Annotated in this window: 24 protein-coding genes; 16 read left to right on the plus strand and 8 right to left on the minus strand. The window is 71.1% G+C overall.

What is annotated here, in order from left to right:
• Positions 1-47: 47 nt before the first annotated feature.
• From AB0K82_RS30630 to AB0K82_RS30640, 3 genes are read left to right on the plus strand one after another with little or no spacing between them, the layout of a single operon-like run.
• Positions 48-869 (plus strand): hypothetical protein, encoded by an 822-nt coding sequence (locus AB0K82_RS30630; RefSeq protein WP_364403747.1) that lies wholly within the window; start codon positions 48-50, stop codon positions 867-869.
• Positions 863-2,083 (plus strand): S8 family serine peptidase, encoded by a 1,221-nt coding sequence (locus AB0K82_RS30635; protein WP_364403750.1) that lies wholly within the window; start codon positions 863-865, stop codon positions 2,081-2,083. The genes AB0K82_RS30630 and AB0K82_RS30635 overlap by 7 nt, the downstream gene beginning before the upstream one ends.
• Positions 2,073-2,387, plus strand: a complete 315-nt coding sequence (locus AB0K82_RS30640) for an MGMT family protein (RefSeq protein WP_364403752.1) — start codon at positions 2,073-2,075, stop codon at positions 2,385-2,387. The genes AB0K82_RS30635 and AB0K82_RS30640 overlap by 11 nt, the downstream gene beginning before the upstream one ends.
• A 163-nt stretch (positions 2,388-2,550) precedes the next feature.
• On the opposite strand, the gene AB0K82_RS30645 is transcribed toward AB0K82_RS30640, so the two are convergent.
• Both AB0K82_RS30645 and AB0K82_RS30650 read right to left on the minus strand, forming a co-directional pair.
• Positions 2,551-2,844, minus strand: a complete 294-nt coding sequence (locus AB0K82_RS30645; protein WP_364403755.1) for a hypothetical protein — start codon at positions 2,842-2,844, stop codon at positions 2,551-2,553.
• Between the two features lie 9 nt (positions 2,845-2,853).
• A complete protein-coding gene (locus tag AB0K82_RS30650) occupies positions 2,854-3,828 on the minus strand; it encodes an SPFH domain-containing protein (RefSeq protein WP_364403757.1) in 975 nt (324 codons plus the stop codon).
• Between the two features lie 303 nt (positions 3,829-4,131).
• On the opposite strand from AB0K82_RS30650, the gene AB0K82_RS30655 reads away from it, so the two are divergent.
• Positions 4,132-4,869 (plus strand): methyltransferase domain-containing protein, encoded by a 738-nt coding sequence (locus AB0K82_RS30655; protein WP_364403758.1) that lies wholly within the window; start codon positions 4,132-4,134, stop codon positions 4,867-4,869.
• A 7-nt stretch (positions 4,870-4,876) separates the two neighbouring features.
• Here AB0K82_RS30655 and AB0K82_RS30660 read toward each other — a convergent pair whose 3' ends face one another.
• The gene (locus AB0K82_RS30660; protein ID WP_364403760.1) at positions 4,877-5,506 is read right to left on the minus strand and encodes a type IV toxin-antitoxin system AbiEi family antitoxin domain-containing protein; all 630 of its coding nucleotides are present in this window, start codon (positions 5,504-5,506) and stop codon (positions 4,877-4,879) included.
• 184 nt (positions 5,507-5,690) lie between these two features.
• On the opposite strand from AB0K82_RS30660, the gene AB0K82_RS30665 reads away from it, so the two are divergent.
• From AB0K82_RS30665 to AB0K82_RS30675, 3 genes are all read left to right on the plus strand, one after another.
• A complete protein-coding gene (locus tag AB0K82_RS30665) occupies positions 5,691-6,236 on the plus strand; it encodes a hypothetical protein (protein WP_364403761.1) in 546 nt (181 codons plus the stop codon).
• Between the two features lie 238 nt (positions 6,237-6,474).
• Complete coding sequence (locus AB0K82_RS30670) at positions 6,475-7,377, plus strand: hypothetical protein (RefSeq protein ID WP_364403763.1); 903 nt, start codon at positions 6,475-6,477, stop codon at positions 7,375-7,377.
• 72 nt (positions 7,378-7,449) lie between these two features.
• Positions 7,450-7,779 (plus strand): hypothetical protein, encoded by a 330-nt coding sequence (locus AB0K82_RS30675; RefSeq protein WP_364403764.1) that lies wholly within the window; start codon positions 7,450-7,452, stop codon positions 7,777-7,779.
• On the opposite strand, the gene AB0K82_RS30680 is transcribed toward AB0K82_RS30675, so the two are convergent.
• On the minus strand, positions 7,763-8,536 hold the full coding sequence (locus tag AB0K82_RS30680; protein ID WP_364403765.1) for a rhomboid-like protein: 774 nt from the start codon (positions 8,534-8,536) through the stop codon (positions 7,763-7,765). The genes AB0K82_RS30675 and AB0K82_RS30680 overlap by 17 nt on opposite strands.
• 145 nt (positions 8,537-8,681) lie before the next feature.
• On the opposite strand from AB0K82_RS30680, the gene AB0K82_RS30685 reads away from it, so the two are divergent.
• Both AB0K82_RS30685 and AB0K82_RS30690 read left to right on the plus strand, forming a co-directional pair.
• On the plus strand, positions 8,682-11,894 hold the full coding sequence (locus tag AB0K82_RS30685; protein ID WP_364403766.1) for an ATP-dependent DNA helicase: 3,213 nt from the start codon (positions 8,682-8,684) through the stop codon (positions 11,892-11,894).
• A 25-nt stretch (positions 11,895-11,919) separates the two neighbouring features.
• Complete coding sequence (locus AB0K82_RS30690; RefSeq protein ID WP_364403768.1) at positions 11,920-15,261, plus strand: ATP-dependent DNA helicase; 3,342 nt, start codon at positions 11,920-11,922, stop codon at positions 15,259-15,261.
• Here AB0K82_RS30690 and AB0K82_RS30695 read toward each other — a convergent pair.
• Together AB0K82_RS30695 and AB0K82_RS30700 are read right to left on the minus strand one after the other, a co-directional pair.
• Complete coding sequence (locus tag AB0K82_RS30695) at positions 15,155-16,156, minus strand: hypothetical protein (protein WP_364403769.1); 1,002 nt, start codon at positions 16,154-16,156, stop codon at positions 15,155-15,157. The two genes, AB0K82_RS30690 and AB0K82_RS30695, sit on opposite strands and share 107 nt — an antisense overlap.
• Before the next feature lie 121 nt (positions 16,157-16,277).
• The gene (locus tag AB0K82_RS30700) at positions 16,278-17,258 is read right to left on the minus strand and encodes an aldo/keto reductase (RefSeq protein ID WP_364403771.1); all 981 of its coding nucleotides are present in this window, start codon (positions 17,256-17,258) and stop codon (positions 16,278-16,280) included.
• A 128-nt stretch (positions 17,259-17,386) separates the two neighbouring features.
• On the opposite strand from AB0K82_RS30700, the gene AB0K82_RS30705 reads away from it, so the two are divergent.
• The 5 genes from AB0K82_RS30705 to AB0K82_RS30725 all read left to right on the plus strand — a co-directional run bounded on the left by AB0K82_RS30705 (position 17,387) and on the right by AB0K82_RS30725 (position 20,880).
• Positions 17,387-17,749, plus strand: a complete 363-nt coding sequence (locus AB0K82_RS30705) for a MerR family transcriptional regulator (RefSeq protein WP_345354001.1) — start codon at positions 17,387-17,389, stop codon at positions 17,747-17,749.
• A 296-nt stretch (positions 17,750-18,045) separates the two neighbouring features.
• A complete protein-coding gene (locus tag AB0K82_RS30710; RefSeq protein WP_364403773.1) occupies positions 18,046-18,462 on the plus strand; it encodes a DUF3761 domain-containing protein in 417 nt (138 codons plus the stop codon).
• A gap of 172 nt (positions 18,463-18,634) precedes the next feature.
• Entirely contained in the window at positions 18,635-19,204 is a 570-nt protein-coding gene (locus AB0K82_RS30715; protein WP_364403775.1) for a hypothetical protein, read from the plus strand.
• Between the two features lie 148 nt (positions 19,205-19,352).
• On the plus strand, positions 19,353-19,868 hold the full coding sequence (locus tag AB0K82_RS30720; RefSeq protein WP_364403776.1) for an EF-hand domain-containing protein: 516 nt from the start codon (positions 19,353-19,355) through the stop codon (positions 19,866-19,868).
• 130 nt (positions 19,869-19,998) lie between these two features.
• Positions 19,999-20,880, plus strand: coding sequence for a class I SAM-dependent methyltransferase (locus AB0K82_RS30725; protein WP_364403778.1), 882 nt, complete (start codon positions 19,999-20,001; stop codon positions 20,878-20,880).
• Between the two features lie 272 nt (positions 20,881-21,152).
• On the opposite strand, the gene AB0K82_RS30730 is transcribed toward AB0K82_RS30725, so the two are convergent.
• Both AB0K82_RS30730 and AB0K82_RS30735 read right to left on the minus strand, forming a co-directional pair.
• Entirely contained in the window at positions 21,153-21,251 is a 99-nt protein-coding gene (locus AB0K82_RS30730) for a DUF397 domain-containing protein (protein ID WP_364403779.1), read from the minus strand.
• A gap of 17 nt (positions 21,252-21,268) precedes the next feature.
• Positions 21,269-22,156 (minus strand): helix-turn-helix transcriptional regulator, encoded by an 888-nt coding sequence (locus AB0K82_RS30735; protein ID WP_364403781.1) that lies wholly within the window; start codon positions 22,154-22,156, stop codon positions 21,269-21,271.
• Positions 22,157-22,397: 241 nt separating this feature from the next.
• Here AB0K82_RS30735 and AB0K82_RS30740 point away from each other — a divergent pair, with 241 nt between their 5' ends.
• Complete coding sequence (locus tag AB0K82_RS30740; protein WP_364403782.1) at positions 22,398-22,703, plus strand: hypothetical protein; 306 nt, start codon at positions 22,398-22,400, stop codon at positions 22,701-22,703.
• A 76-nt stretch (positions 22,704-22,779) separates the two neighbouring features.
• Positions 22,780-23,211, plus strand: coding sequence for an ATP-binding protein (locus AB0K82_RS30745; protein ID WP_364403784.1), 432 nt, complete (start codon positions 22,780-22,782; stop codon positions 23,209-23,211).
• Positions 23,212-23,229 lie beyond the last annotated feature (18 nt).

Here is a 23,229-nt window from a genome sequence, read left to right on the forward strand (position 1 = left end):
CTCAGTTCTGACCGACGGTGAGGGATCGCCCAGTAACCTTGTCAGATATGGCGCGAACCTCCGATCCGAGCTGGCCGACGACCGGGCCCGGCGGATGGGAGGCGTGGCGCGGACCGGAGGAGCCACCCCCCGAACCCGTTCCCTGGTACGCCCGTCGTCGCCTGTGGCTGGTGGTGGCGATCCTGACGGCGGTGGGCTACGTCGTGGTGGGGGTCCTGTCCACCGCCCGGGTCTACTGGGAGTTCCACCGCAAGCCGAACGCGTGGGAGCTCTACCGCGCGGCGGGCGAGGAGGTCCGGAACCGCTGGCGCACCTGGCCCGCCGAGAAGATCTTCCCCGACTCCGTCCCGTACACCTCCGAGCAGGGTGGGATCGAGCACGCCGGCCGGGTCGGCATCGCCCCCGAGCGGGGCTGTGACACCGGCATCGACTCCGTTTCCGCGGCGGTCCTGGTGAGGTACGGCTGCCGGGCGCTGCTCCGCGCGACGTACGTCGACCAGATGCAGGGCATCGTCCTCACAGTGGGCATCGTCGCGCTGCCCGACGATCGGTCCGCGCGGCTGGCGGGGGAGTCCGTGGCGCCCACGGATCCCAGCGTGCCGGGGCCGTTCTTGCACGCCCTGGCGTTCCCGCAGACCATCGCCGCCCGGTTCGCCGACACCGCGCGGCAGTTCGCCACGGCCGACCGCGTCGGCCCGTACGTCGTCCTGACCGTCGCCGGGCCGACCGACGGCCGGCCCGCCTCCGCCGTGCGCAAGCCGCACGGCGGCTGGTTCCAGCTCGCACCCGAGGTCGGCCGGAACATCGCCGGCGCCCTCGCCCAGCCCGTCCAGCCCGACTGCGCCCAGAAGCAGGAGTGGAAGTGCTGAGGCGCGCGTTGACGGCGGGCCTGGCGCTGACGGTCGCCCTGTCGCCGGCACTGCCGGCCGCCACCGCGGGGGCCGACGACGTACGCGCCCGGGAGCAGTGGGTGCTCGACGCCCTCGGCGCCCCACAGGCCTGGCGTACGACCAAGGGCCAGGGCGTCACCGTCGCCGTCCTCGACACCGGGATCGACGGCTCGCACCAGGACCTCGCCGGCACGGTGACGACGGGTCCCGACTTCATCCGGGACGTCGCGCCCGCTCCCGGCCGGCTCCACGGCACCTGGATGGGGTCGCTGATCGCCGGACACGGGCACGGGAACGGGGCGGGCGACGGGGTGATCGGCGTGGCGCCCGAGGCGCGCCTGCTCTCGGTGCGGATGATCGCCGATCCGGACGAGAAGGACTACAAGGCGTTCCGCAACGCGCCGGAGTACCGTTCGGCGCTGCCGAAGGCGGTCCGCTACGCGGCGGACCACGGCGCCGACGTGATCAACATGTCCCTCGGCGGCCCGAGCGCCGGAACCGACGAGCGCGCCGCCATCGCCTACGCGATCTCCAAGGGCGTGGTCGTGGTCGCCTCGGCCGGCAACGACGGCGACTCCAAGAGCCCGAAAAAGGTCGACAAGGACGGCCTGACGCGGCTGTCCTACCCCGCCGCGTTCCCCGGCGTCATCGCGGTCGCGGCGGTGACGCGCCGGGGCGTCGCGGCGAAGTTCTCCGACCGCAACGCGAGCGTCCAGGTCGCCGCGCCCGGCGCGGACGTCGTCGGCGCCGGACCGGGCGACCACTACTGGATCGGCGAGGGCACGAGCCAGGCCGGCGCGCTCGTCTCGGGCGTCGTCGCCTTGATCCGGGCCCGCCACCACGGCATGCCGCCCGCGCTGGTCGCCCAGGCGATCACCGCGAGCACCAAGGGCCGTCCGGCCGCCGGGTACGACGAGAACGTCGGCTTCGGCGAGGTCAACGCCCCCGCCGCGCTGGCCGCCGCCGACCGGCTGCAGGGCTACCGGCTCACCGCGAACGGCAAGACCGGCCGGTTCGACGACGGGCCGATGCGGCCGGTGCAGGTCGAGCGGCACCCGCCGGGGCTGGTCTTCCTGGGCGGCTGGATCGGCGTCGCCGCGCTCTTCGGGTTCGCCGGCGCCCTGACGACGACCGTGCTGTACATCCGGCGCGTACGAGTCCGCCACGGATCGGAGGACGACGGTGCGGGGTGATCCGACAGAGTACGCCGAACGCGTCCTCGACGTCGTCGACCGGATCCCGCCGGGCCGCGTCATGGCGTACGGCGACATCGCCGAGTTCCTGGGCGAGGGCGGACCACGGCAGGTCGGCCGCGTGATGGCGCTGTGGGGCGGCGGCGTGCCCTGGTGGCGCGTCCTCCGGGCCGACGGCTCGCCCCCGGCCGGCCACGAACAGCGCGCCCTGAAGCACTACCGCGCCGAGGGCACCCCGCTCCGCGGCGACCGCGTCGACATGCGCCTGGCCCGCTGGCCCGGCGACACCGCCGAAGCCGGCTGAGAACGAAAGAAGCGGCCCCTCCTGAGGAAGGGGCCGCTCTGGTGTTAGTCAGGGCCCGTCCGTTGACGGGTCAGGGACGGCGCTGCCTCTGGACCAGAGACACGCTCTGAGGGGGAACATCAGGCCGTTGACCGCATCGGCAACAGCGATCGCGAAAAACGTCTCAGTCCGTCTCGCTGCGGAGGGCGGCCGCGCGGGAGCGGGCGGCCGCCATGGCCTCGTGGTAGCGCGTCTCCCAGTCGGGAGCGTCCGCCGGGATCTCGGCGACGACGTGCCGCCCCAGCTCCCGCCCATCGGCGACCTGCCGGACGAACACGACCGTGACGCCGTCCCGCAGCTCCGTCGCGGCCTCCCAGTCCGGCAGCCGATCCGGACGGGGCCGCCGAAAGGCGGCGAGCAGGAGGGCGACCAGCAGGACCGCGACCAGCAGGACCGCCGGGAGCGCGAGAACACGCATCGGAGCCTCCTACCGGCTCGGGAGCGACACATGGTCGTTGCCCGGCGCGTACACCGTGATGCCCTTCGGCAGCGCCTTGAGCTTCTCGATGTCGGCGCAGGTCGGGCACTTGTTGTAGCCCTCCTGGCGGGCCCGGTTGGCCTCCGCCTCGGCGCGGGCCTGCGCGACCTGCGCCTGCGACTCCGTGACCTTCGCGAATGCCGCCTGCGCGCTGTCCACGGCCTGCTGCACCTGCGCCGGCAGCGTGATGCGGGCCAGGTTGAAGTGCAGGTTCGTCAGGAAGGGGAGCCCGAGGGTCTGCTCCAGGTCCTGTTCGAGGCTGGTGTTGATCGCGTTCTGCACCTTGGCGATGTTGGCGTTGTTGCTCTGCGCCTTCAGCGACGTCTGCTGCTGCTTGCCGCCGGAGTTGTTCTGCACCAGGGCGCAGGAGGAGACGAGTTCCGCGCAGCGGAAGCTGTTCACCTGGGTGCGCAGGTCGTTCTCGATGACGGGCCGGACGATCTGGTCCAGGAATCCGGACCAGCCCTCGTCGCCGTCGTAGGTGTACCGGGTCTTGCCGTCCGCGCCGGTGAACTTGCGGGTGCCGAACTTGTCGTCGAACTTGCGCAGCGTCGCGTGGTCGAGGTTCAGGGTGAAGTAGAGCGTGCCCTCGATGCCCATGTTGACGCCGTCGCTGCTCGGCACCGTCACGACGTCCACGCCCGTACGCTCGCCGCGCCCCGAGTCGGAGGTGATCGTGTAGAACCGCTGCTGCGCGGGGTACTTGTGGACGTGCGACCACCACCCGATCCAGGTCAGTCCCGACCCGGGGTCGATGATCTGGCGGATCCTGTTGTTGTCGAACATCCCGCCGTTGCGGATGACCGCCACCTCGCCTCCGGAGGTGCGCTCGAAAGACCCGAAGAAGCCGTTCAGCGTCGGCACCGCGACGATCAGGAGCACCACCGCCGCGACGATCGCCCTGCCACGACTGATGCGTCCCAAGGACCGAGGAATCTTCTTAGAACCGGTCACCGACACTCCCGAAAAGGCTGATGAAACGGGATAAATCCGTACGTCAGACGCCAGACCACAGAACCCGGTTCCAGCCCGACGCTGCCGCCGCTGTTGCCCTCCCAACGCGGGCATCTCGGACGCTCTGCCGTCACCGACGACGGCAGAGCGTCCACGCCGACGGCGAGGTGGCCCCACGTCCTCGGACTTTGGTCCCGACCACGCGAAAACCCGGTGACACCGCGACTCCCGAGAGCTGATCCTTGATGTCAGCCGATCGGGAGGAGGGCCGGCATGACCGAGCAGGCCTTCGACGCGGGCGGGTTGTTCGACGACGACTATCTGCACTTCTTCGCCGAGCCATTGGACGACCGGGCGGACGCCGAGACCGACCTGATCTGGCGGCTGCTCGACCTGGAGCCGGGCATGGAGGTGCTCGACCTCGCCTGCGGCCACGGCCGGATCGCCAATCGACTGGCCGAGCGCGACTGCCGGGTGACCGGCCTGGACGTCACCCCGGCCTTCCTCGAACGCGCGCGGCAGGACGCCGCCGCCCGCCGGGCGCCGGTCACGTATGTCGAGGGGGACATGCGGTCGCTGCCCTGGGAACGGCGGTTCGACCGGGTGATCAGCTGGTTCACCGCGTTCGGCTACTTCGACGACGAGGGGAACCGCCGGGTCCTGTCCGAGGTGGCACGCGTCCTCACGCCCGGCGGCAGGTTCGCCGTCGAGCTGAACAACCGGGACTGGATCATCCGCAACTTCCAGCCCGCGTCCGTCATCGAGCGGGACGGCGACTTGATGATCGACCAGCGCACCCTGGACCCGTTGACCGGCCGCGCGGTCACCGAACGCACGGTGGTCCGTCAGGGCCGCGTCCGTCAGGTCCCCTTCCACGTGCGCATGTTCACCTTCACCGAACTGCGCGACTGGCTCCTCGCCGCCGGATTCCGCGGCGTGACCGGCCGTGGCGACGACGGTGGTCCACTGACTCCGGACAGCCGACGAATGATCGCTGTCGCGCGGACCTGACGGCCTCTTACGCCGCGCGGTCGACGCGGGCGGCGCTGCGGGCGAAGTCGACGACGGCTCGGGCCCGTTCGATCCCCGGCCACCGGGAGCAGTCCTCGATGACGCGGATCAGTGCTTCGCGGCCGGTGCGGCGGAGGAACAGCGCCGAGTCCGCCACTACGACGCCCTCTCGAAATGGCAGCGTACGCGCGAGATCCACCACCGTACGCGCGGGGGTGGTCAGCGGAATTCCGCCCTTCCGCCGCAGGTGATCGCGCGGGAGGGCGGCTCGTTCGACGTGTATCCCTCTGCACTTCCCACGGCCCGGCGCTTCGGCCGGCCGGGTCAAGGTGACCACGTCGGGCGGTGGTTTCAGCGTCTCGATGCCATGGATCCTCGCGGCGGACCGGTGGCTTGCGACGGCATCCTGCCGGCGGAACGACAGGATCGCGGCCGCGACGTCGATGGCATGCCGGTCGATGGCGTCGGCGGTCTCCCAGAGCGCCCTGGTGACGTAAACGCCGCGTCGCCTGGAAAGCCAGATGCCCGCCGTCGGCCGATCGCGGATCGCCCGCGTCCCGTACCCGGCGGCGAGCGCCTGCCGCCGACTGAACACCCCACCCTGCGCCGCGGCCACCGCCAAGAGTTCCCTCCGCACTCAGGCAGCATCGCCCTCTCGGGCGGGCGTCATGGGGATTGAGACGGAATCTGTGGATGACCATCGCACTTCGCCGTCGTTGTTGACGCCGCAATCCGCGGCGAATCGGGTGATGTCCCGTCACCACCGGCGGCAAGGAGGCCAGGCCGGTTGAGCGACGGGATGGCTGCTTAGAATCTCGCCTATGCGGCGGACCAGTAGCACCGTGGTGGTGGTCGCGGGCGAGGGGGCGGACAAGGTCGTGTCCGGGCTCGTCGGCCTGCACAACGTACGGGCGCTCGTCGCCGGTGACCGTACGCCCGCCGAGCTGAGCAGGGCGATCGCCGGGGCCGGCACGACGTACGTCGTGCACGACGCCGATCCGCTCGGCGACGTCCGCGACGCGTGGGTGGACTTTTTCGACCAGACCGCGCCGCACGGTGGTCTGGAGGTGGCCATCGAGTCGGCGCTGGGCGGGCTGGCCGCCGAGCGGCTGCTGCTGCCGGACTACTACGTCGTCCTCGACCCCGAGGGAATGTCGCCGACCCGGCGGCACTGGTGGCTGGGCGTGCTCGCGGGCGCGGCGCCGAGTCGGGTGGTGCCGGCCGCCGCGTCCGTCGCCGCGGTGAGTGACGCCCTGGCGCACCTGGCCGCGGGCCGCTGGTGGCCGGCGGACCTTCCCGGCTGGCTGCGCGGCCTGCCCAAGGTCGTCCCCGACCAGATGGGCCTGCGGTCTTCGCCGACCGATTGAAGGCTCAGGAGAACGGCCTGACACAAGGGGTCAACGCGGCCGTGCGCGATCGGCTTCAGTTCTCGTCTGATCGTGTCCCCTCTTTCGTTGATGGGCTCTCTGATTTGTCCGATATAGGTCAAAGGCGGCGGTAGGACTACATTGGGCCCTACGGTGATCTCCACGCGATCAGACGGGGGATCACATGTTTTCTCACTGGACGGCGAAAGCCGGTGGAGCGCTATTGCTGGGCGCCTGTATGACCATCGGACCGGTCACGGCGGCGGACGCCACCGCGCCGCGTCCACCGGCTGCGGAGACCGGGATCGAGGTCTACCGCGCGACCGACACGCAGGCGCAGGCGGCGGAAGACTATTGGACGCCCGAACGGATGCGCGCGGCCACTCCTATCGACGATACGTTCGCCGATCCCCGAAGCACGGCGACGACGGAACCCATGTCCGCCGCGCTACCCAAATCCAGGCTGCACCGCATGGGTAAGATCTTCTACCATTTCGGGGGACACAGCTTCAGTTGCTCCGGCACGATCGTCACCAGTCACGGTCGTGATTCCATCCTCACCGCCGGGCACTGTCTGCGGCAGATCGGCGGGACGGAGGTCGGTAACCTCCTCACGGTGTTCGTTCCGGGGTACGGGAGCGGACCGGACATGACCCCCTACGGCAAGTGGGGCGTACGGTCGTGGCACGTCCCGGGCCGGTGGATCGACCTGCTGGGGCGCTCGAATCCGAGCTACGACTACGGCGTCATCCAGGTGAAGCAGCACAAGAACGGCCGTATCCAGGACGTTCTAGGAGCGGACAACTACAAGCTGAGCGCCGGCTGGCAGAACGAGGTCTACCTCATCGGGTATCCGAGCAAGTACAACTACCCGGTTCTGTGTCACGCCGTCACGTCGAAGAAGGACATCAAGGGGCACAAGTCGGCGTACAAATTCTATTGCAACGACTACTCCGACGGCGTCAGCGGATCCGGCCTGCTGCTCGCGCACGGTGATAACTGGATCACCGGTGAAGGCACGATCATCGGCGTGCTCGGCGGCCACCACCAAGGTGGAGATCCGAAGAAGGACGGCAACGCTTCATTCGCCACTCGCCTCGACAAGGACTTTCAGAAATTCTGGCTGGCCAACTCGAAGTGACGCCTTCCCTTCACGTGGCGATCGCTTCGTGGCGTACCGTACCCTGGCGTCGTACTGACAGGGGGCCCGCACATGAGCGATATGCAGACGGACGCCACCGATCGTCACGTGAAGGACCCGACCTGGCTTCGCTGGCAGTGGGGAACGGCGATCGTCGGCTCGGCGCTCTTCGTCGGCGCGTTCCTCATCCTGATCGCCATGTTCGATCCGGAGACCGCTCGGCACGAACTGCCCTATGACCTGGTGCGATTCGGTGCGGTCGGACTGGTCGCCTTCTTCGTCTGGTTCGCCGCGTGGTTCTTCCCTCCGGTGAAGGGAAAACGTCTGATCAGACGGATGGTCCTCGGCGTGTCTCTGGCCGTGGTCGCGGTCGGGTCGCTGTGGGTCATGACCCGGTTGTGATGCTCTCCGGGCCTCCCAGGCAGGGCCTCAGGTCGCGGGGTCGCCTGACTCCCCCAAGGAACAGGCAGAGGGCGGCGACGGCCAGCCCGCACAGGGCGGCGAGCAGGTGGCCGAGGGCCCAGACGGTGTGGTTGGAGATCACCGGCCAGACCACTCCGACGGCCAGCGCCGCGATGCCGGCCACGAGCCACCAGCCGCGCATCAGCAGGACGGCCGCGACGCAGCCGGCCACCATGATGTAGCTCACGCCGACGTCGGTCGTGTGCGCCAGGCGGTGTGACGCCCGGCCGGTCTCGATCGCGTGGAGTTCCACCAGCGCGGTGAGCAGGGTGCCCAGGACGTGACCCGACAGACAGATGAGGATCATGCGGGGCGGGCCGTACCGCCGCTCCGCCCAGGCGACCACGGTGACGAACGCGAGGATGTACAGGGTGAGGCCCGCGCCGCGGTCCGCGACCCACAGGGCGCTGTCGGCCAGCACCGCGATCGGGGCGTGGTGCAGCCGGACCAGATTGGTGCTGTTCATGCGGGTGAGCACGTCGATGAGGTGCGGCGGGGTCGTCCGCTGGACGAGCGTGAAGGCGGTGAAGACCGCGACATAGGCGAACGTCGCCGGCGCCGACAGGATCCAGGCGTGCAGCCACCGGGTGTACGGGGACAGCCCGTCCACGGCCCGCCGCGCGCCGGGCCACAGCAGGCTGAGCCAGCACAGGAAGTACCAGCCCAGCGCGAGGATCGACACGGCCAACAGGATCATCGGCGCCTCCCCCCGACGTCGGCGGCCCCACCGGGGCCCGCGGCCGCCGGCCGCGGTCCTGCGGAGCGCGTCCACCGCGGCCACATCGACGACATCACCGCAACCCTGTCACGATGACGCCCGATGATCTGCTGCAATCACATATGTGTCATCAGCGTCCTACCGCCTCGTCCGCCGCGCCGGGCCCGCGCAGTCACCGCCGCCGGTGCTCGACGAGCACCAGCGGCGGGTCGTCGCGCACGCGGGCGGGCCGCTGCTGGTCCTGGCCGGGCCGGGCACCGGCAAGACCACCACGATCGTCGAGACGGTCGTCGACCGGATCGAGAACCGCGGCGTCGATCCGGACCGGGTGCTGGTCCTGACGTTCGGCCGGAAGGCCGCCGGTGAGCTGCGGGAGCGCATCACCGGCCGGCTGCGGCGCACCACGCGCACGCCGCTGGCCCTGACGTTCCACTCGTACGCGTACGCGCTGCTGCGCCGGGAGGCGGTCCTGGACGGGGAGGAGCCACCCCGGCTGCTGTCCGGCCCGGAGCACCTTCTCGAGGTCCGCCGGCTGGTGCACGGCGAGGCCGCGGACGGCGCGCGGGACTGGCCGGCGCGGCTGCACGAGACGCTGAAGACGCGGGGGTTCGCCGAGGAACTGCGGGACTTCATCCTGCGGGCCGCCGAGCGCGGCCTCGGACCCGCCGACCTGGTGACGCTGGGCCGCGGCCATCACCGCGACGACTGGTACGCCGCCGGGCGGTTCCTGGACCGGTACGAGCAGCGCTTCGACATCGACCCGATCATCGCGTACGACTACGCGGAGCTGATCCGGGCCGCCGCCGGGCTGCTCACCGACGAGGACGTACGCCGGCGGGAGCGCGCGGCGTACGACGTCGTCCTGGTCGACGAGTACCAGGACACCGACCCGGCGCAGGAGTACCTCCTCCAGCAGCTCGCCGGGGGCGGGCGGGACCTCATCGTCGTGGGCGACCCCGACCAGTCGATCTACGGGTTCCGGGGCGCGGACGTGCGCGGGATCCTGGAGTTCCCCCAGCGGTTCCGTACGGTGACGGGCGGGGAGGCGCCCATCGTCTCCCTGCGGACGTGCCGCCGCATGGGCCCGGTGATCCTGGAGGCCTCCCGCCGGGTCGCCGCGCGGCTGCCGCTCGGCGCGCTGGCGGGGGAGCACCGCGAGCTGCTGCCGATGGAGGCGGCCGACGACGACGGCGCGGACGCGCGGGCGGTGCGGGTCGTCGAGGCGGACAGCGCCAACCAGGAGGCCGCGCTGGTCGCCGACGAGCTGCGCCGCGCCCACCTGCTGGAGAACGTCCCCTGGTCGCGGATGGCCGTGCTCGTCCGGTCCGCCGTGCGGCAGGTACCACCGCTGCGCCGCGCGCTGGCCGCCGCGGGCGTGCCCGTGGTCGTGGCCGGTGACGAGGTGCCGCTGGTCAACGAGCCCGGCGCCCGGCCCTTCATCGTGCTGCTGCGCGCGGCGCTGCGGCCCGCGCTGCTCGACGAGGAGGCCGCCGAGGAGCTCGTGCTGGGCCCGCTGGGTGGCGCGGACGCCCTCGGCCTGCGGCGGCTCCGCCGCGCCCTGCGCGACCTGAGCGTGCTGTCCGGGGACGAGAAGGCCGACGCGCTGCTCGTCCGCGCGCTGAACGACCCGCGCGAGCTGCTGCTCATCCACCCGAAGGTCCGCGAACCGGCCGAGCGCGTCGCCGGGCTCATCGCCCTCGCCCGGGAGACCGTACGAGGCGGTGGCGGGGCCGAGGACGTCCTGTGGGCGGTATGGCAGGAGAGCGGCCTGGCCGACCGGCTCCTGGAGCAGAGCGTGCGCGGCGGGGCCCGCGGCGCGGCGGCCGACCGGGACCTCGACGCGGTGGTCGCGCTGTTCGACATGGCGGCGCGGTTCACCGACCGGCTGCCGCAGGCCGGCCCGGAGATGTTCCTCGACGACCTGGCCTCGCAGGAGATCCCCGGCGACACCCTGGCCGAGCAGGCCCCCCAGGGTGAGGCGGTGCGGATCCTCACGGCGCACCGGTCCAAGGGCCTCGAATGGGACCTGGTCGTCGTCGCGGGCGTGCAGGAGGGCCTGTGGCCCGACCTGCGGCTGCGCGGCTCGCTGCTGGGCAGCGAGGAGCTGATCGAGGCCGCCACCGGCTTCGCCGACCCCGACAGCGGGGGGCGGCGGGGCGCAGCCACGGGGGTGGAAGCAGGGGCCTCCCTTGCGGCGAAGATGCTGGAGGAGGAGCGGCGGCTGTTCTACGTCGCGGTGACGCGGGCCAAGCGGCGGCTCGTCGTGACCGCCGTCGGCGGGGAGGACGCCGAGGACCGGCCGTCGCGGTTCCTCCGTGAGCTGGTCCCCGACCCCGCCGAGCACGCCCAGCTCGACGAGCGCACCCGGTGGCTGTCCCTGCGCGCCCTCGTCGCGGACCTGCGCGCGGCGGTCGCCGACCCGAAGACGCCCGCGCCGCTGCGCCGGGCCGCGGCCGGGCACCTGGCCCGGCTCGCCCGCGCCGGCGTGCAGGGCGCCGACCCGCGCGACTGGTACCCCCTGACGGAGCTGTCCGACCCCGGGCCGGCGTTCCGTGAGGACGAGACGCTGGTGCTGTCGCCGTCCCAGGTCGAGACGTTCGAGAAGTGCGGCCTGCGCTGGCTGCTCGCCTCCTGCGTGGGCGCGGAGGACGGCGGCGCGGGGGAGTTCGCGACGATGGGGCGGGTCATCCACGCGGTCGCCGAGCTGGTCGCCACCGACGAGGCCGTGAACGACACCGACATCGCCAAGCGGCTCGACGAGATCTGGGACGACCTGGACTTTCGCAGCGCCTGGTACTCCGAGAAACAGCGCGAACAGGCCGAGAAGATGGTCGACAAGTTCCTGGCCTGGCACGAGCGCGCCGACGCCCGCGAGGTCGTCTCGATCGAGGAGCCGTTCAGCATCGACCTGGGCCGCGTCGTGATCCGCGGCCGGATCGACCGCGCCGAGCGGGACGGCGACGGCCGGGCCTGGATCGTCGACATCAAGACCTCCAACTCGCCCGTACGCGAGGACGACCTCGCCCGCCACCCGCAGCTCGGCGTCTACCAGCTCGCCGTGATGCTGGGCGCGTTCGCCGACAAGGGCCTGATCGAACCGGGCGGGGCCGAGCTGGTCCAGGTCGGCAAGGGGTCCTACGCCGCCCGGGTGCGCGTCCAGACGCAGCAGCCCCCGTCGGCCGACGAGGACCCGCAGTGGCCGCGTAAACTCGTCGACCGCGTCGCGGAGGGCATGGCCAGCCCGGTCTTCGAGGCCCGCCGCGACGACCACTGCCGCACCTGCCCCGTCCGCGGGTCCTGCCCGGCGCACGACGCCGGCGGCCAGGTGGCGCCGTGACCGTCCCGTACGACCGGGGAACGCCGTGATCAGTCCGCAGGAGCTCGCACAGCGGCTCGGGGTGCCCGAGCCGACGCCGGACCAGGCCGCCGTCATCGAGGCGCCGCTCGCCCCGATGGCGGTCATCGCCGGCGCGGGCTCCGGCAAGAGCGAGACGATGGCGGCCCGCGTCGTGTGGCTGGTCGCCAACGGGCTCATCCGGCCCGAGCGGGTGCTCGGCCTGACGTTCACCCGCAAGGCGGCGACCGAGCTGGCCGACCGCGTACGCCGGCGGCTCGACCAGCTCCGCGAGCACGACGACCTGATCGACCCCGAGATCCTCGACGGCGAGCCGACGGTGTCGACGTACCACGCGTACGCCGCGCGGCTGTTCGGCGACCACGCGCTGCGGGCCGCCCTGGAGCCGACGATGCGGCTCGTCACCCCGGCCGTGGCCTGGCAGATCGCGGCGCGCGTCGTCGACGCGTACGACGGACCGATGGACGCCGTCGAGTGGGGGCCCGACACCGTCACGAAGGCGGTGATCGCGCTGGCGGGGGAGCTGTCGGAGCACCTGCGCACCCCCGAGGACGTGCGGAGGATCGGCGCCTGGCTGAACGCGCGGGTCGCGGAGGTCAAGAAGCCCACCAAGAAGCACCAGGGCCGGATCACCGACGCCCAGGCGACCCGCGAGCAGCTCATGCCGCTGGTCGAGGCGTACCAGCGGGCCAAGGCCAGGCGTGAGGTCCTCGACCACGGCGACCAGATGGCCCTCGCCGCGCGGATCGCCGCCGAGCACCCGGAGGTCGGCCAGATCGAGCGTTCGCGCTACGCCGCCGTGCTCCTGGACGAGTACCAGGACACCAGCCACGCCCAGCTCGTGCTGCTCAAGTCGCTGTTCGGCGGCGGCCACGCGGTCACGGCCGTCGGTGACCCGTGCCAGTCGATCTACGGCTGGCGGGGCGCGAGCGCCGGGAACCTCCTCGGCTTCGTCCGCGACTTCCCGAACGGCGAGCGGCCCGCGCCGATGCGGCAGCTGTCGACCAGCTTCCGCAACGGCGAACGCGTCCTCGACGCGGCCGCCCGCATCCAGGTCGAGCTGCGCGAGGAGGCCAAGGACGTCCCCCGGCTGTGGCCCGGCGCCGCGCAGCAGGGCCGGGGGCGGGTCGAGTGCGCGCTGCTGGAGACCGTCGAGGACGAGGCCGAGCGGCTCGCCGACCGCATCGTCCGCCTGCTGCGGCAGCCGAAGGACCTCGCGCCGGATGGTGAGCCCTGGGAGAAGACGAGTCGTCACGGCCCGGGGCTGCAGCCGTCCGACATCGCCGTCCTGGCCCGGAAGCGGGCGCAGTTCCCGCTGATCCGGGCGGCGCTGGAGGCGCGCGGCGTCCCGGTGGAGGTGGTCGGCCTCGGCGGTCTGCTCACCGTGCCGGAGGTGCAGGACGTCGTCGCGACCCTCCGGGTCGTGCACGACCCGACGGCGGGCGCCTCCCTGGCCCGGCTGCTCACCGGGCCGCGCTGGCGCCTGGGCCCCCGTGATCTGGTCGCCCTCGGCCGCCGCGCCCGCGAACTCGTCCGCGAGGCGGCCCGCGACCTCGACCCCGGAGCCGGGCCCCGCACGGACCCGGAGCCGCCCGTGAGCGGGCGCGCGCCGGCTGGAGCGGCGACGACGGTGGACGGCGCGTTGGGCGCCGCCGACCCGCTCCGGCAGGTCGTGCAGGAGCTGAACGACGAGAACGGCAGCCTCGTCGACGCCCTCGACGACCTGGGCCCGGCGGAGCACTTCAGCCCGGAGGGCTACGCCCGGCTCGAACGCCTCCGCGACGAGCTGCGCGTCCTGCGCCGCCACGTCGGCCTGCCGCTGCCCGACCTGGTGACGGAGGTGGAGCGCACCCTCGGCCTGGACATCGAGGTCGCGTCCCGGTCCGGCCTGGACCCGGTGACCGCCCGCGCCGACCTGGACGCGTTCGTCGACGCGGCGGCGTCCTTCGCGGGCGACGCGGAGGACCCGACGCTGGGCGCGTTCCTCGCCTACCTCAAGGCCGCCGAGACGGAGGAGTTCGGCCTGGAGGCGGGCCGGGTCGGCGAGACCAACAGCGTCAAGCTCCTCACCGTGCACGCCGCCAAGGGCCTGGAGTGGGACGTCGTCGCCGTTCCCGGCCTGGTCTGGAACCCGACGAGGGCCGAGACCCCCGGCCCCGGCTCGGTCTTCCCCGCCAAGCCGCAGAACTCCTCCCGCTGGACGGAGAACGCCCGCATCCTGCCGTACCCACTGCGCGGCGACCACACCGACCTGCCGCCGCTGACCGGCCTGCAGAAGGACGACGTCGAGGGGTTCAACGCCGCGACCGCCGACCGCGACCTGCGCGAGGAGCGCCGCCTGGCGTACGTCGCCGTGACGCGCGCGCGGCACCTGCTCATCGCGACGGGGTACCGCTGGGGCACCGCGAGCCGTCCGCTGGAGCCGTCGCCGTTCCTGGCGGAGATCCGGGAGGCGTGCGAGGCCGGCGCCGGCCAGGTCGGCTACTGGGCCGAGGAGCCGCTGGACGCGGAGAACCCCCTGCTCGCCGAGCAGGAGACCGCGTCCTGGCCCGCGCTACCGGAGGGCGAACGCTACGACGCGGTCGCCGAGGGCGCCCGGATGGTGCACGACGCCATGCGGGGCACGCTCCGCCTCGGGTACGTCCCGCTGTCGCCGCGCGACCGCCGCCGCGCCTCCGCCTGGGCCCGCGACGTGGAACTCCTGCTGGCCGAACGCGACCGGTCCCGAAGCGCCGACGGCCTGGCGGTCGACCTGCCCGCCCACCTGTCGGTGTCGTCGCTGGTCGCCCTGGCCCGTGACCCGGCGGCGCTGGCCCGGCAGATCCGCCGGCCGCTGCCCCGGCCCCCGGCCCCGTACGCCCGGCGCGGCACCGCCTTCCACCGCTGGCTGGAGTCCCGCTGGGGCCAGCAGCGGCTGCTCGACCTCGACGACCTGCCCGGCGCCTCCGACGAGGGGGCCGGGGGCGACGACGAGCTGGAGACGCTGCGGGCCGCGTTCGAGCGCAGCGCCTGGGCCGACCGCGAACCCCACGAGGTCGAGGTGCCCTTCGAGACGATGATCGGCGACCGGCTGGTCCGGGGCCGGATGGACGCGGTCTTCCGTACCGGCGACGGCGGCTACGAGGTCGTCGACTGGAAGACCGGCCGCCCGCCGACCGGGGACGAGGCGCGGGTGGTGTCGGTGCAGTTGGCCGCCTACCGGATCGCCTGGGCCCAGCTCGCCGTCGTCCCGGTCGAGAAGGTCAGCGCGGCCTTCCACTACGTCGCGGCCAACCAGACGATCCGCCCCGCCGACCTCCTCGACGCCGACGGCCTCGCCGCCCTCCTCGATCGGATCCCCACCGGCTGAGCGGGCCGTGGTCAGCGCCTTTTTGGCGGCGCGGCTCGGGCGGGCGCTCCGGCCGGCGCGGCGACGTGGTCCCCTCGCCGGCCGAAGCGCTCGAATCGATCAGCGGAAGACGGGGCTTCATGGCATAGACCCGGTTCGGCTTGTTGTAGCCGAAGAAGACCCGGGTGCCCCGGCCGGCGGGCGCGACGGCGAGTCCCTCGCTCTCGCCGGTCAGCGGAATGTCGATCGCGTCGAGGATCCGGCCCTGCCGGTTCAGCACGGTGATCCTGTTGTCGGTGTAGTAGAGGATCTTGTCACCGGCCATCTCCAGGCCCTGCGGCACGCCCTGGTACGGCAGGGGGAAGGTCGACCGGACCTGGCCGTTCAGGTCGGCGAAGCCGAAGACGAAGGGTCCCTGGTCGCCCGGTCCCGCGTGGACGAGAAGACCGTCGCGCCGGTTGTCGACGGCGACGAGTCCGGAGTTGCCCAGCGACGCGAAGTCGATCGTCCGGACGATCGACGGGGCGTCCGCCGCGATGTCGACGACGTGGACCTTCGTGGGGTTGGTGCCGCCGCCGGTGGCGACGTACAGCATCCCGTCCGCGTCGCGGAAGCTGAGCTCGGCCGCGTGGCCGACGGCCAGCGGCCGGGTCTCCTTCAGCTTGGTCCCGGAGCGGTCGTACTCCCGGATCACCCCCATGCCGTTACCGACGTCGAACCCGACGTAGAAGCGGCCGCGCCGATAGGCGAGCCCCTGCATGTTGCCGGTGTCGGGCACGTTGAAGACGAGGTCGAACTCGTACGCGCGGGCGGACGCCGGGGCCGCTCCGGCGACGAGCGCCGTGGCGCCGGCCAGCCCGGCGCCTCCGGCGTAGCCGAGCAGTCTCCGTCGGGTGATGGGTGATTCGGGGCGCATGCTCCTCCTGCCATCGGCAGCACCTGTTATCGACGAGACGTTTTGTAACACTCTCGCCTGATTAATTAACAGAGTTTGTAACAGTGAGGCTGCTCGCGGTCAAGATCGCGTCGCCATCGGGTCACCGGTCCAAGCCGCCTGCGGTGTCGAGGTGGCGGCGGAAGTCCTCGTCGAGTTCGAGGTCGGCCGCCGCCAGGGCCTCGTCGAGCTGTTCGACCGAGCTGACGCCGACGATCGGGATGACCGGCGGGTCGCCGCCCATCAGCCAGGCCAGCACCACCTGGTTGACCGTGGCACCGATCTTGTCCGCCACCTCACGCAGCGCGGCCAGCCGCGCCGGCGTGCCCGGATGGTCGTACGCCGGGGGCAGCGGCCGGTCCGGCCGCGCGTAGGTGCCGCTCAGCAACGGGCTGTAGGCCCACAGGCTCATGTCCGGTTCGCTCCGGACGTAGTCCAGGGTCTCGGCGTCCACGTTCCCGAACACGTGGTCGTCCGGGGCGGTGACGTCCAGGCGAGGCCGCAGGTAGGAGTGGCGGAGCTGAAGGCAGGTGTAGCCGGGACGCCCCTGGCCCCGGGCGACGGACCGGGCCCGCTCGACCTTCCACAGGGCGAAATTGCTGGCGCCGACGACCCCGACCGTGCCCTGCTCGACGAGCGACGCGAAGGCGTCCACGGTCTCCTCGATCGGTACGGTCCGGTCCTCGACGTGCGCCCAGTACACGTCGATGCGGTCGGTGCCCAGCCGGCGCAGACTGCCCTCCACCGCCGACCGGATCGCCCTGGCGGACAGCCCTTCACCGCTCTCCCGCCAGCTCGTGCCGGGGACGGTCGGCTGCGCCCCGACCTTGCTGCTGATCACCACCCGGTCGCGGGCGCCGCGGTCGGCCAGCCAGCGGCCGAGCACCGCCTCGCTCTCCCCGCCCGCGCCGTTCTCCGCCCAGAAGGCGTAGTTGTCGGCGGTGTCGATGACGGAACCGCCGGCCTCGACGAAGCGGTCGAGGATGGCGAACGCCGTCGCCTCGTCGGTCCGGGTGCCGAACCACATGGCGCCGAGGCACAGCGCGCTGACGGTCGTTCCGTCGGCCAGAGTTCGTTGCCGCATCATCGCGTCCTCTCGAGAAGTGATCGGGAACGCGACACACTCTGCGATCTGGAGCGCGCTCCAGGTCAAGCCGGAGGCGCGTCCTGGAGCTTGACCTGGAGTGCGCTCCAGGTGTGATCATCAGTGGTGTGACGTTCTACTCACCGGCCCAGACGGCGGAGAAGACCGGCTTCAGCATCGACACGCTCCGCTACTACGAGAAGATCGGCCTGCTCGACCGGATCGACCGCACGGCCGCGGGCCGGCGCCGCTTCAGCGCCGACGACCTGGGCTTTCTCGGCATCCTGCGCTGCCTCCGCGACACCGGGATGCCGATCGCGGAGATGCGGCGCTACGCAGAGGTGAGCAGGTGCGGCGAGGAGACGTTCGAGGAGCGCATCGCCATCCTCGAGGCCCATGACGAGCGCATCGACCGTCAGATCGAGACGCTCCTCGCCCAGCGGGAGCACCTCCGAGACAAGATCCGCTACTACCGCGAAGCCTCCCGCTGACCGCTCCGCGTCCCCGCCGATGACGGCCGGCCGCCGTTCACTCCCCAGCGGTGGCCGGGGTCTGGGCGAGCGTGCGAAGTGGTCGGTGATCGAACGGCCACATCCGACATTCGGCGCGAGATCCCAGGCGCGACCCCGCTTCACCGAGCGTCTCGCACGCCGTCGCCATCGGTTAAGGACCGCACACGTTACGCATTTCGCCTGATTGGCCGTTTGTCGCCAGATGAGCGGTAACGGGCAAACCACGCCTTGTGCCCGTCCGTCCTACACGCACCCCCTACGGACGGGAGACGAAGATGCGTCCTCGGACATCGGCCTTGATCCTCGCCGCCGCACTGCTGCTGGGCGGATGTAAGGCGACCGCGACCGGCGCGGGGGAGGCGGCCACGCCGTCCACCTGGCCCGGCGGTCGCACAACGACGGCCGACTCGCCCACTGCGACCCCTGAGTCGTCGCCTCCAATGGGGTCGCCGGAGCCGACGGACGGGGCCCATCTGGGCGGAGCACGCACCCCCAAGCCGCACGTGCCCGAACCACGCGTGCCGAAGACCCACCGTGCGACGAGCCGTCCGAAGCGCACCCATTCGGCGCCGAAGGCGCCGGACCATCCGGCCGGCGCGACGGCTCGCTGCAACGACGGCACCTACTCGTACGCCGCCCACCACCAGGGCGCGTGTTCACACCACGGCGGAGTCGCGGTCTTCTTCCGCTGACCGCGACCGTCATGAGGCGAGAGCGGCGGATGGCCGGAAGGCTCGGCGAACGAGTGGTCCGGCCGGGCATTCCGCGCGTGGTTCAAGCTAGGGCCCGGCTTCCCCGAGACTCGCGTACACACAGCTCGAAAACCCGTTGTCCGGCGCGGCCGGCGGCCGTCATCCTGCGGGGATGGATCACGCGGAGGTACTGCTCATCGGAGGGCGCGCGGGCGTCGGCAAGACCACGGTGGGCTGGGAGGTCTCGGCGCGGCTGCGTGCCGCGGGGGCCGCCCACGCGGTCATCGACGGCGACTTCATGGGGCAGGTGCATCCGGCACCCGAGGCTGACCCCGACCGGTCGCGGATAACGGAGCGCAATCTGACCGCGGTCTGGGGCAATTTCGCCGCTCTCGGCCATCGCCGCCTCATCTACGTCAACACCGCCTGCGTGCTGCCGGAGACGGCGGGCATGTTCCGGCGCGCCATGGGCGCGGACGTGCGCATGATCCGCGTCCTGCTCACCGCCTCCGATGCCACGGCCGGCCGCCGCCTGACAGGCCGGGAACTCGGCTCCGAGTTGCAGGACGAACTGGCGGCGAGCCTCCGCAAGGCGCGGCTGCTCGACGCCGAAGCGCCCGCGGACACCGTGCGGGTCACGACCGACGACCGGTCGGTGATGGACATCGCACGTGAGGTCGTGGCCGCGACCGGCTGGGTCGGTGGTGAATCCGCCGTCGACGGCTGGACCGCCGCCGGCTGAGGGCCGTGCACGTTACCCGTCCGCAGGCCGTACGGCCTCGCGTGGCCGATGTCGGCCGACCAAATCGGAAGACGTGTGATTGATCACGTTATGTAGCTACAGTCTCACTGTCCGCGCCAAGGCATCACACCCTCCTGGGAGGTTCCCGATGGATGCACGTCTGGATCGGATCAGGGCCGCGTTCAACGCGCTCGACACGGATTCGAACGGCTATCTGGAGGCGGACGACTTCGACAGGCTCGCACACCGGATCACCCGGGCCCTGAAGGTGCCGGAGAGCTCGGCCAAGGCGCAGGCGCTCCACACGGGCTGCCGGCGCTACTGGGAGGGCCTGGTCGGCACCCTCGACCAGAACAACGACGGAAGGCTGAGCTACGAGGAGTACGCCGAGTTCCACGAACCCACCGACTACGAGGCGAACGTCCGGCCGTACGCCGAGGCGCTGACCGCGATCTGCGATCGGGACGATGACGGCTTCGTCCAGCACGCCGACTTCGTACGCGGAATGCAGGCCGTCGGATTCCCCGCGGAGAACATCGAGGCGCTCTTCCAGGCGTTCGACCCCCACGGGACCGGTCGGGTCGCCGCGAGCGAGTGGCGGACCGCCATCGAGGAGTTCTTCCTCGCCAGAGGCAGCCACGCCGTCGGCGACACGTTGGTCTGACGCCTGTTACGCGCGGTCGATGTCGAGCCGATGCCCACAGCGGGGATCGGCTCGGCACCCGCGCCGACCGCTGCCTCGCGGCTTGGCGGCGTCTTCGCCGACCTCGCGGCGGGCCCGAAGGAGCAACGCCATGGCCGACATCACCGGTGTGGAAGAAGGCGTCGGGCTGACCGCCCTCATGGTCGCCGCGGCGCGGGCGATCGAGACCTACCGGCACGACACACTGGCGCAGGACGTCTACGCCGAGCACTTCGTGCGCGCCGCCCGAGCGTCCGCGGGCTGGCCCGTGCGTCCGCAGCAGGTTGCGGACGGCGAGGTCGATCCGTTGTGGGGCCGGCTGGGGCGCTACTTCGGCCTGCGGACGCGAGTCTTCGACGACTTCGTCCTGCGGCGGACGGGCGAGGGAACCCGGCAGGTGGTGCTGCTCGGAGCCGGCCTCGACACGAGGGCGTACCGGCTCGACTGGCCGCCCGGCTGCAGGATCTTCGAGATCGACCAGAACGGCGTCCTCGCGTTCAAGGACCGCGTTCTCGACGGGCTGAGCGCTGTGCCGAAGACCGAGCGCGTCACGATCGCGACCGATCTGCGCCTCGAATGGACCAGAGCGCTGACCGACGCGGGCTTCGACCCGGCCGTACCGACCGTATGGATCGCCGAGGGACTGCTGCTCTACCTGTCTCCGGCCGCCGAGCGGGCCCTGATCGCGGCGGTTGGCGCGCTGAGCCCGACCGGGAGCGCTCTGGCCTACGAGATCAAGCTCGGCCCCGAGTCGACGGCCATCCGCGAGAGCCCGATCTACTCGGTGGCGAAACAGACCGGCATCGACCTCATCGCCATGTTCGACCTGGATCCACGGCCCGACTCCGCCGCCGACCTGGCCGCCCGGGGCTGGCGAACGTCGATCCACACCGCGTTCGACTTCACTCACCGCTACGGGCGCGGCCCACAACCGACGCCCGAGCGCCCCGACGCCCTGGCCGCCAACCGCTGGGTGTTCGCGACCAGGCCTTGATCGCTCACCTTCGCCAGACCCCGCACCAGGCCGAGCGATCAGCCCTACACGCTGCAATCCGCGCGCGGCAGCGCCCTCGTAGGAGCGACCGATAGGGAAGACGTCATCGACTGCGGCTACTGGGTTCTGCTCCCCGGACTCAGGTCACGCCGCCACCAACTGCTGATCCGCAGGCAGATCGCGGCGGGCCCCTCGCAGCTCGAGTGGACGCTCACCGCCTCGTGGTCATGCCTTGCGGGCTGATGTCGCATCCGGCTGTCGCCTCGCAACAATCATTGAACGGTCGTGAGTTTCACCTCGACGCAGTTGCCATTCTGGCTGCTCCTGCTGCTTCTACGCCATGGGCCGTCGAAGAGTTCGGACTCCGTCATCGGTTCGTCTTTCTGCGCTAATAGGGGAGGTCGCTGGCTGCCTGTTCGATGAGCGTTAGTGATTCATCGGGATGCAGGGCGGAGGCGACGAGCCGGTCGAATGCGATCATATAGAGTGTAACGTCCTCGGGATCTTCGAGATAGATCTCGCCGGCGAGGGTCTCGATGTAGACCGCGTTGGGGTCCGTCGGCTGTGGGAAGCCAAGGATGACGAATGGTCCGGTCGTTCCTGCGTGCGCCCCTGCACGGAACGGCACCACCTGGAGCGTTGTCCGGCCCTCGTCGGCGGCCGCTATGAGTCGGTGCAACTGCTCGCGCATGATCTTTGGGGTGCCGACGATGCGCCGGATGGCGGCTTCGTCGATGACTGCCCACAGGCGAGGGCGCTCCGGCTGAGTCAGGATCTTCTGGCGCGTGGTTCTGACTTGCACGCGGCGTTCCACATCCTCCCGGTTCAGCTCCCGGGGGCCGCCGTGAAACGTAGCGCGTGCGTACTCCTCCGTCTGCAGGAGTCCAGGGATGACCAGTGGCTCGAAGTTCTGTATGGATGCGGCGCCAGACTCGAAGCCGATATATGCCGCGTACGGATCGGGCAGTACATCGCGGAACGACTGCCACCAGCCGGGTTGGCGAGCCTCGCGGGCGAGTTGGAGTAGACCTTCGCGTTCCGTGCCCGCGATGCCGTAGAGCTCCAAAAGTGCCCGCATGCTCCGTGGCTGCGGCACGGATCGGCCGGTCTCGATCCGGAAGACCGTCGACGTCGACCATTCCAAGCGGCCGGCTACTTCTTCTCGGCTCAAGTTCGTGGCTTCGCGTCGGCGGGTGAGCTCAAGTGCCAGTTGGCGAGCACGCAGCGTCGGAATGTGATTCGCACGCTCTTGCCGGGATTGTCCGCGCGACATCATTAATCCCCTTGCTAGATTCCGTTTGCACTATTGCAAGCGCCTGCTGGCGGTGCCATCCTGCTTACATGCTGTCACCGATCGGGTATGTAGCGTGCTCGGTCGACGAGATATCGATATGTGCAGTGTGTCCCGGCGTGTGGTCAACAGTCGATCTTGGCCGGGACGGAAGACGGGTCGCGCCGCATGGCTGGGGTGACAACTCAGTCCATCCAGTCATCAACACCCGCGAAAGGACACACTCATGACATCTGCTTCACTCGACAACAACGGGATGCCTGAAATAGAGACCGCAGCCCTGGAAAGGCTCCCGGAACTGCTTCGGTCGCGAGGCTGGTACGCGCGGGTCATCGCCTCCGAGGAGCAGGCGGCGTTACTGCGGGTCGTGAATCCGCTCGCGCCGCCGCTGAACGACGACCTCGCGCTGCGGCAGGACCAGGCGGGGCTGTGGTGGTTCTGCTGGTCGTTCGGTGACCGGATCGCCCACATCGACAACCTCGACATCGCCGCCGCCCGGATCATCCAGGTCCTCGGCTGCCCCGAAGCCTGATCAAGCCACCGCCTGCGGCCGGACTTCTCCCCGTTGCCCGGCCGCCGCCGTCACCGACACTCCTGGAGGCCCAGCAATGTCCCCCGAATGCACCGCCGGACCATCGCGCGAGCAGCAGTGGTCCTGCCGCCTCGACGGCGACCCCTACGCCGTCGTCACCGCCCGTTCTCTGGCCACCGCCGTCCTCCTCGGCTGGAACGCCGACCTGGTCGAGGACGTCTTCCTGGTCACCAGCGAACTGGTCACCAACGCCATCGCCCACGGCGCCGCCCCCGTCACCTACGCCCTCACCGTACGGAAGGGAGAGGAGCCGGCCATCGTCATCGACGTCACCGACGCCTCGGCGGACCTGCCCGTACAGGACCTGCCCGGAGAGGTCGGCCACTTCGGCCTGTGGATCGCCGAAGAACTCGCCCGCGTCACCGTCCACCCGGCCCAGCCCGGCAGGACCGTGCGCGCCACCTTCGACGTCCTCGACACGAGTCTCCTTCCGTCTTCCCTTCGGTAACACCGTCTCGTGAGTGGA

This window comes from Actinoallomurus sp. NPDC052274, from assembly GCF_040679475.1.
Classification (GTDB): domain Bacteria; phylum Actinomycetota; class Actinomycetes; order Streptosporangiales; family Streptosporangiaceae; genus Actinoallomurus; species Actinoallomurus liliacearum.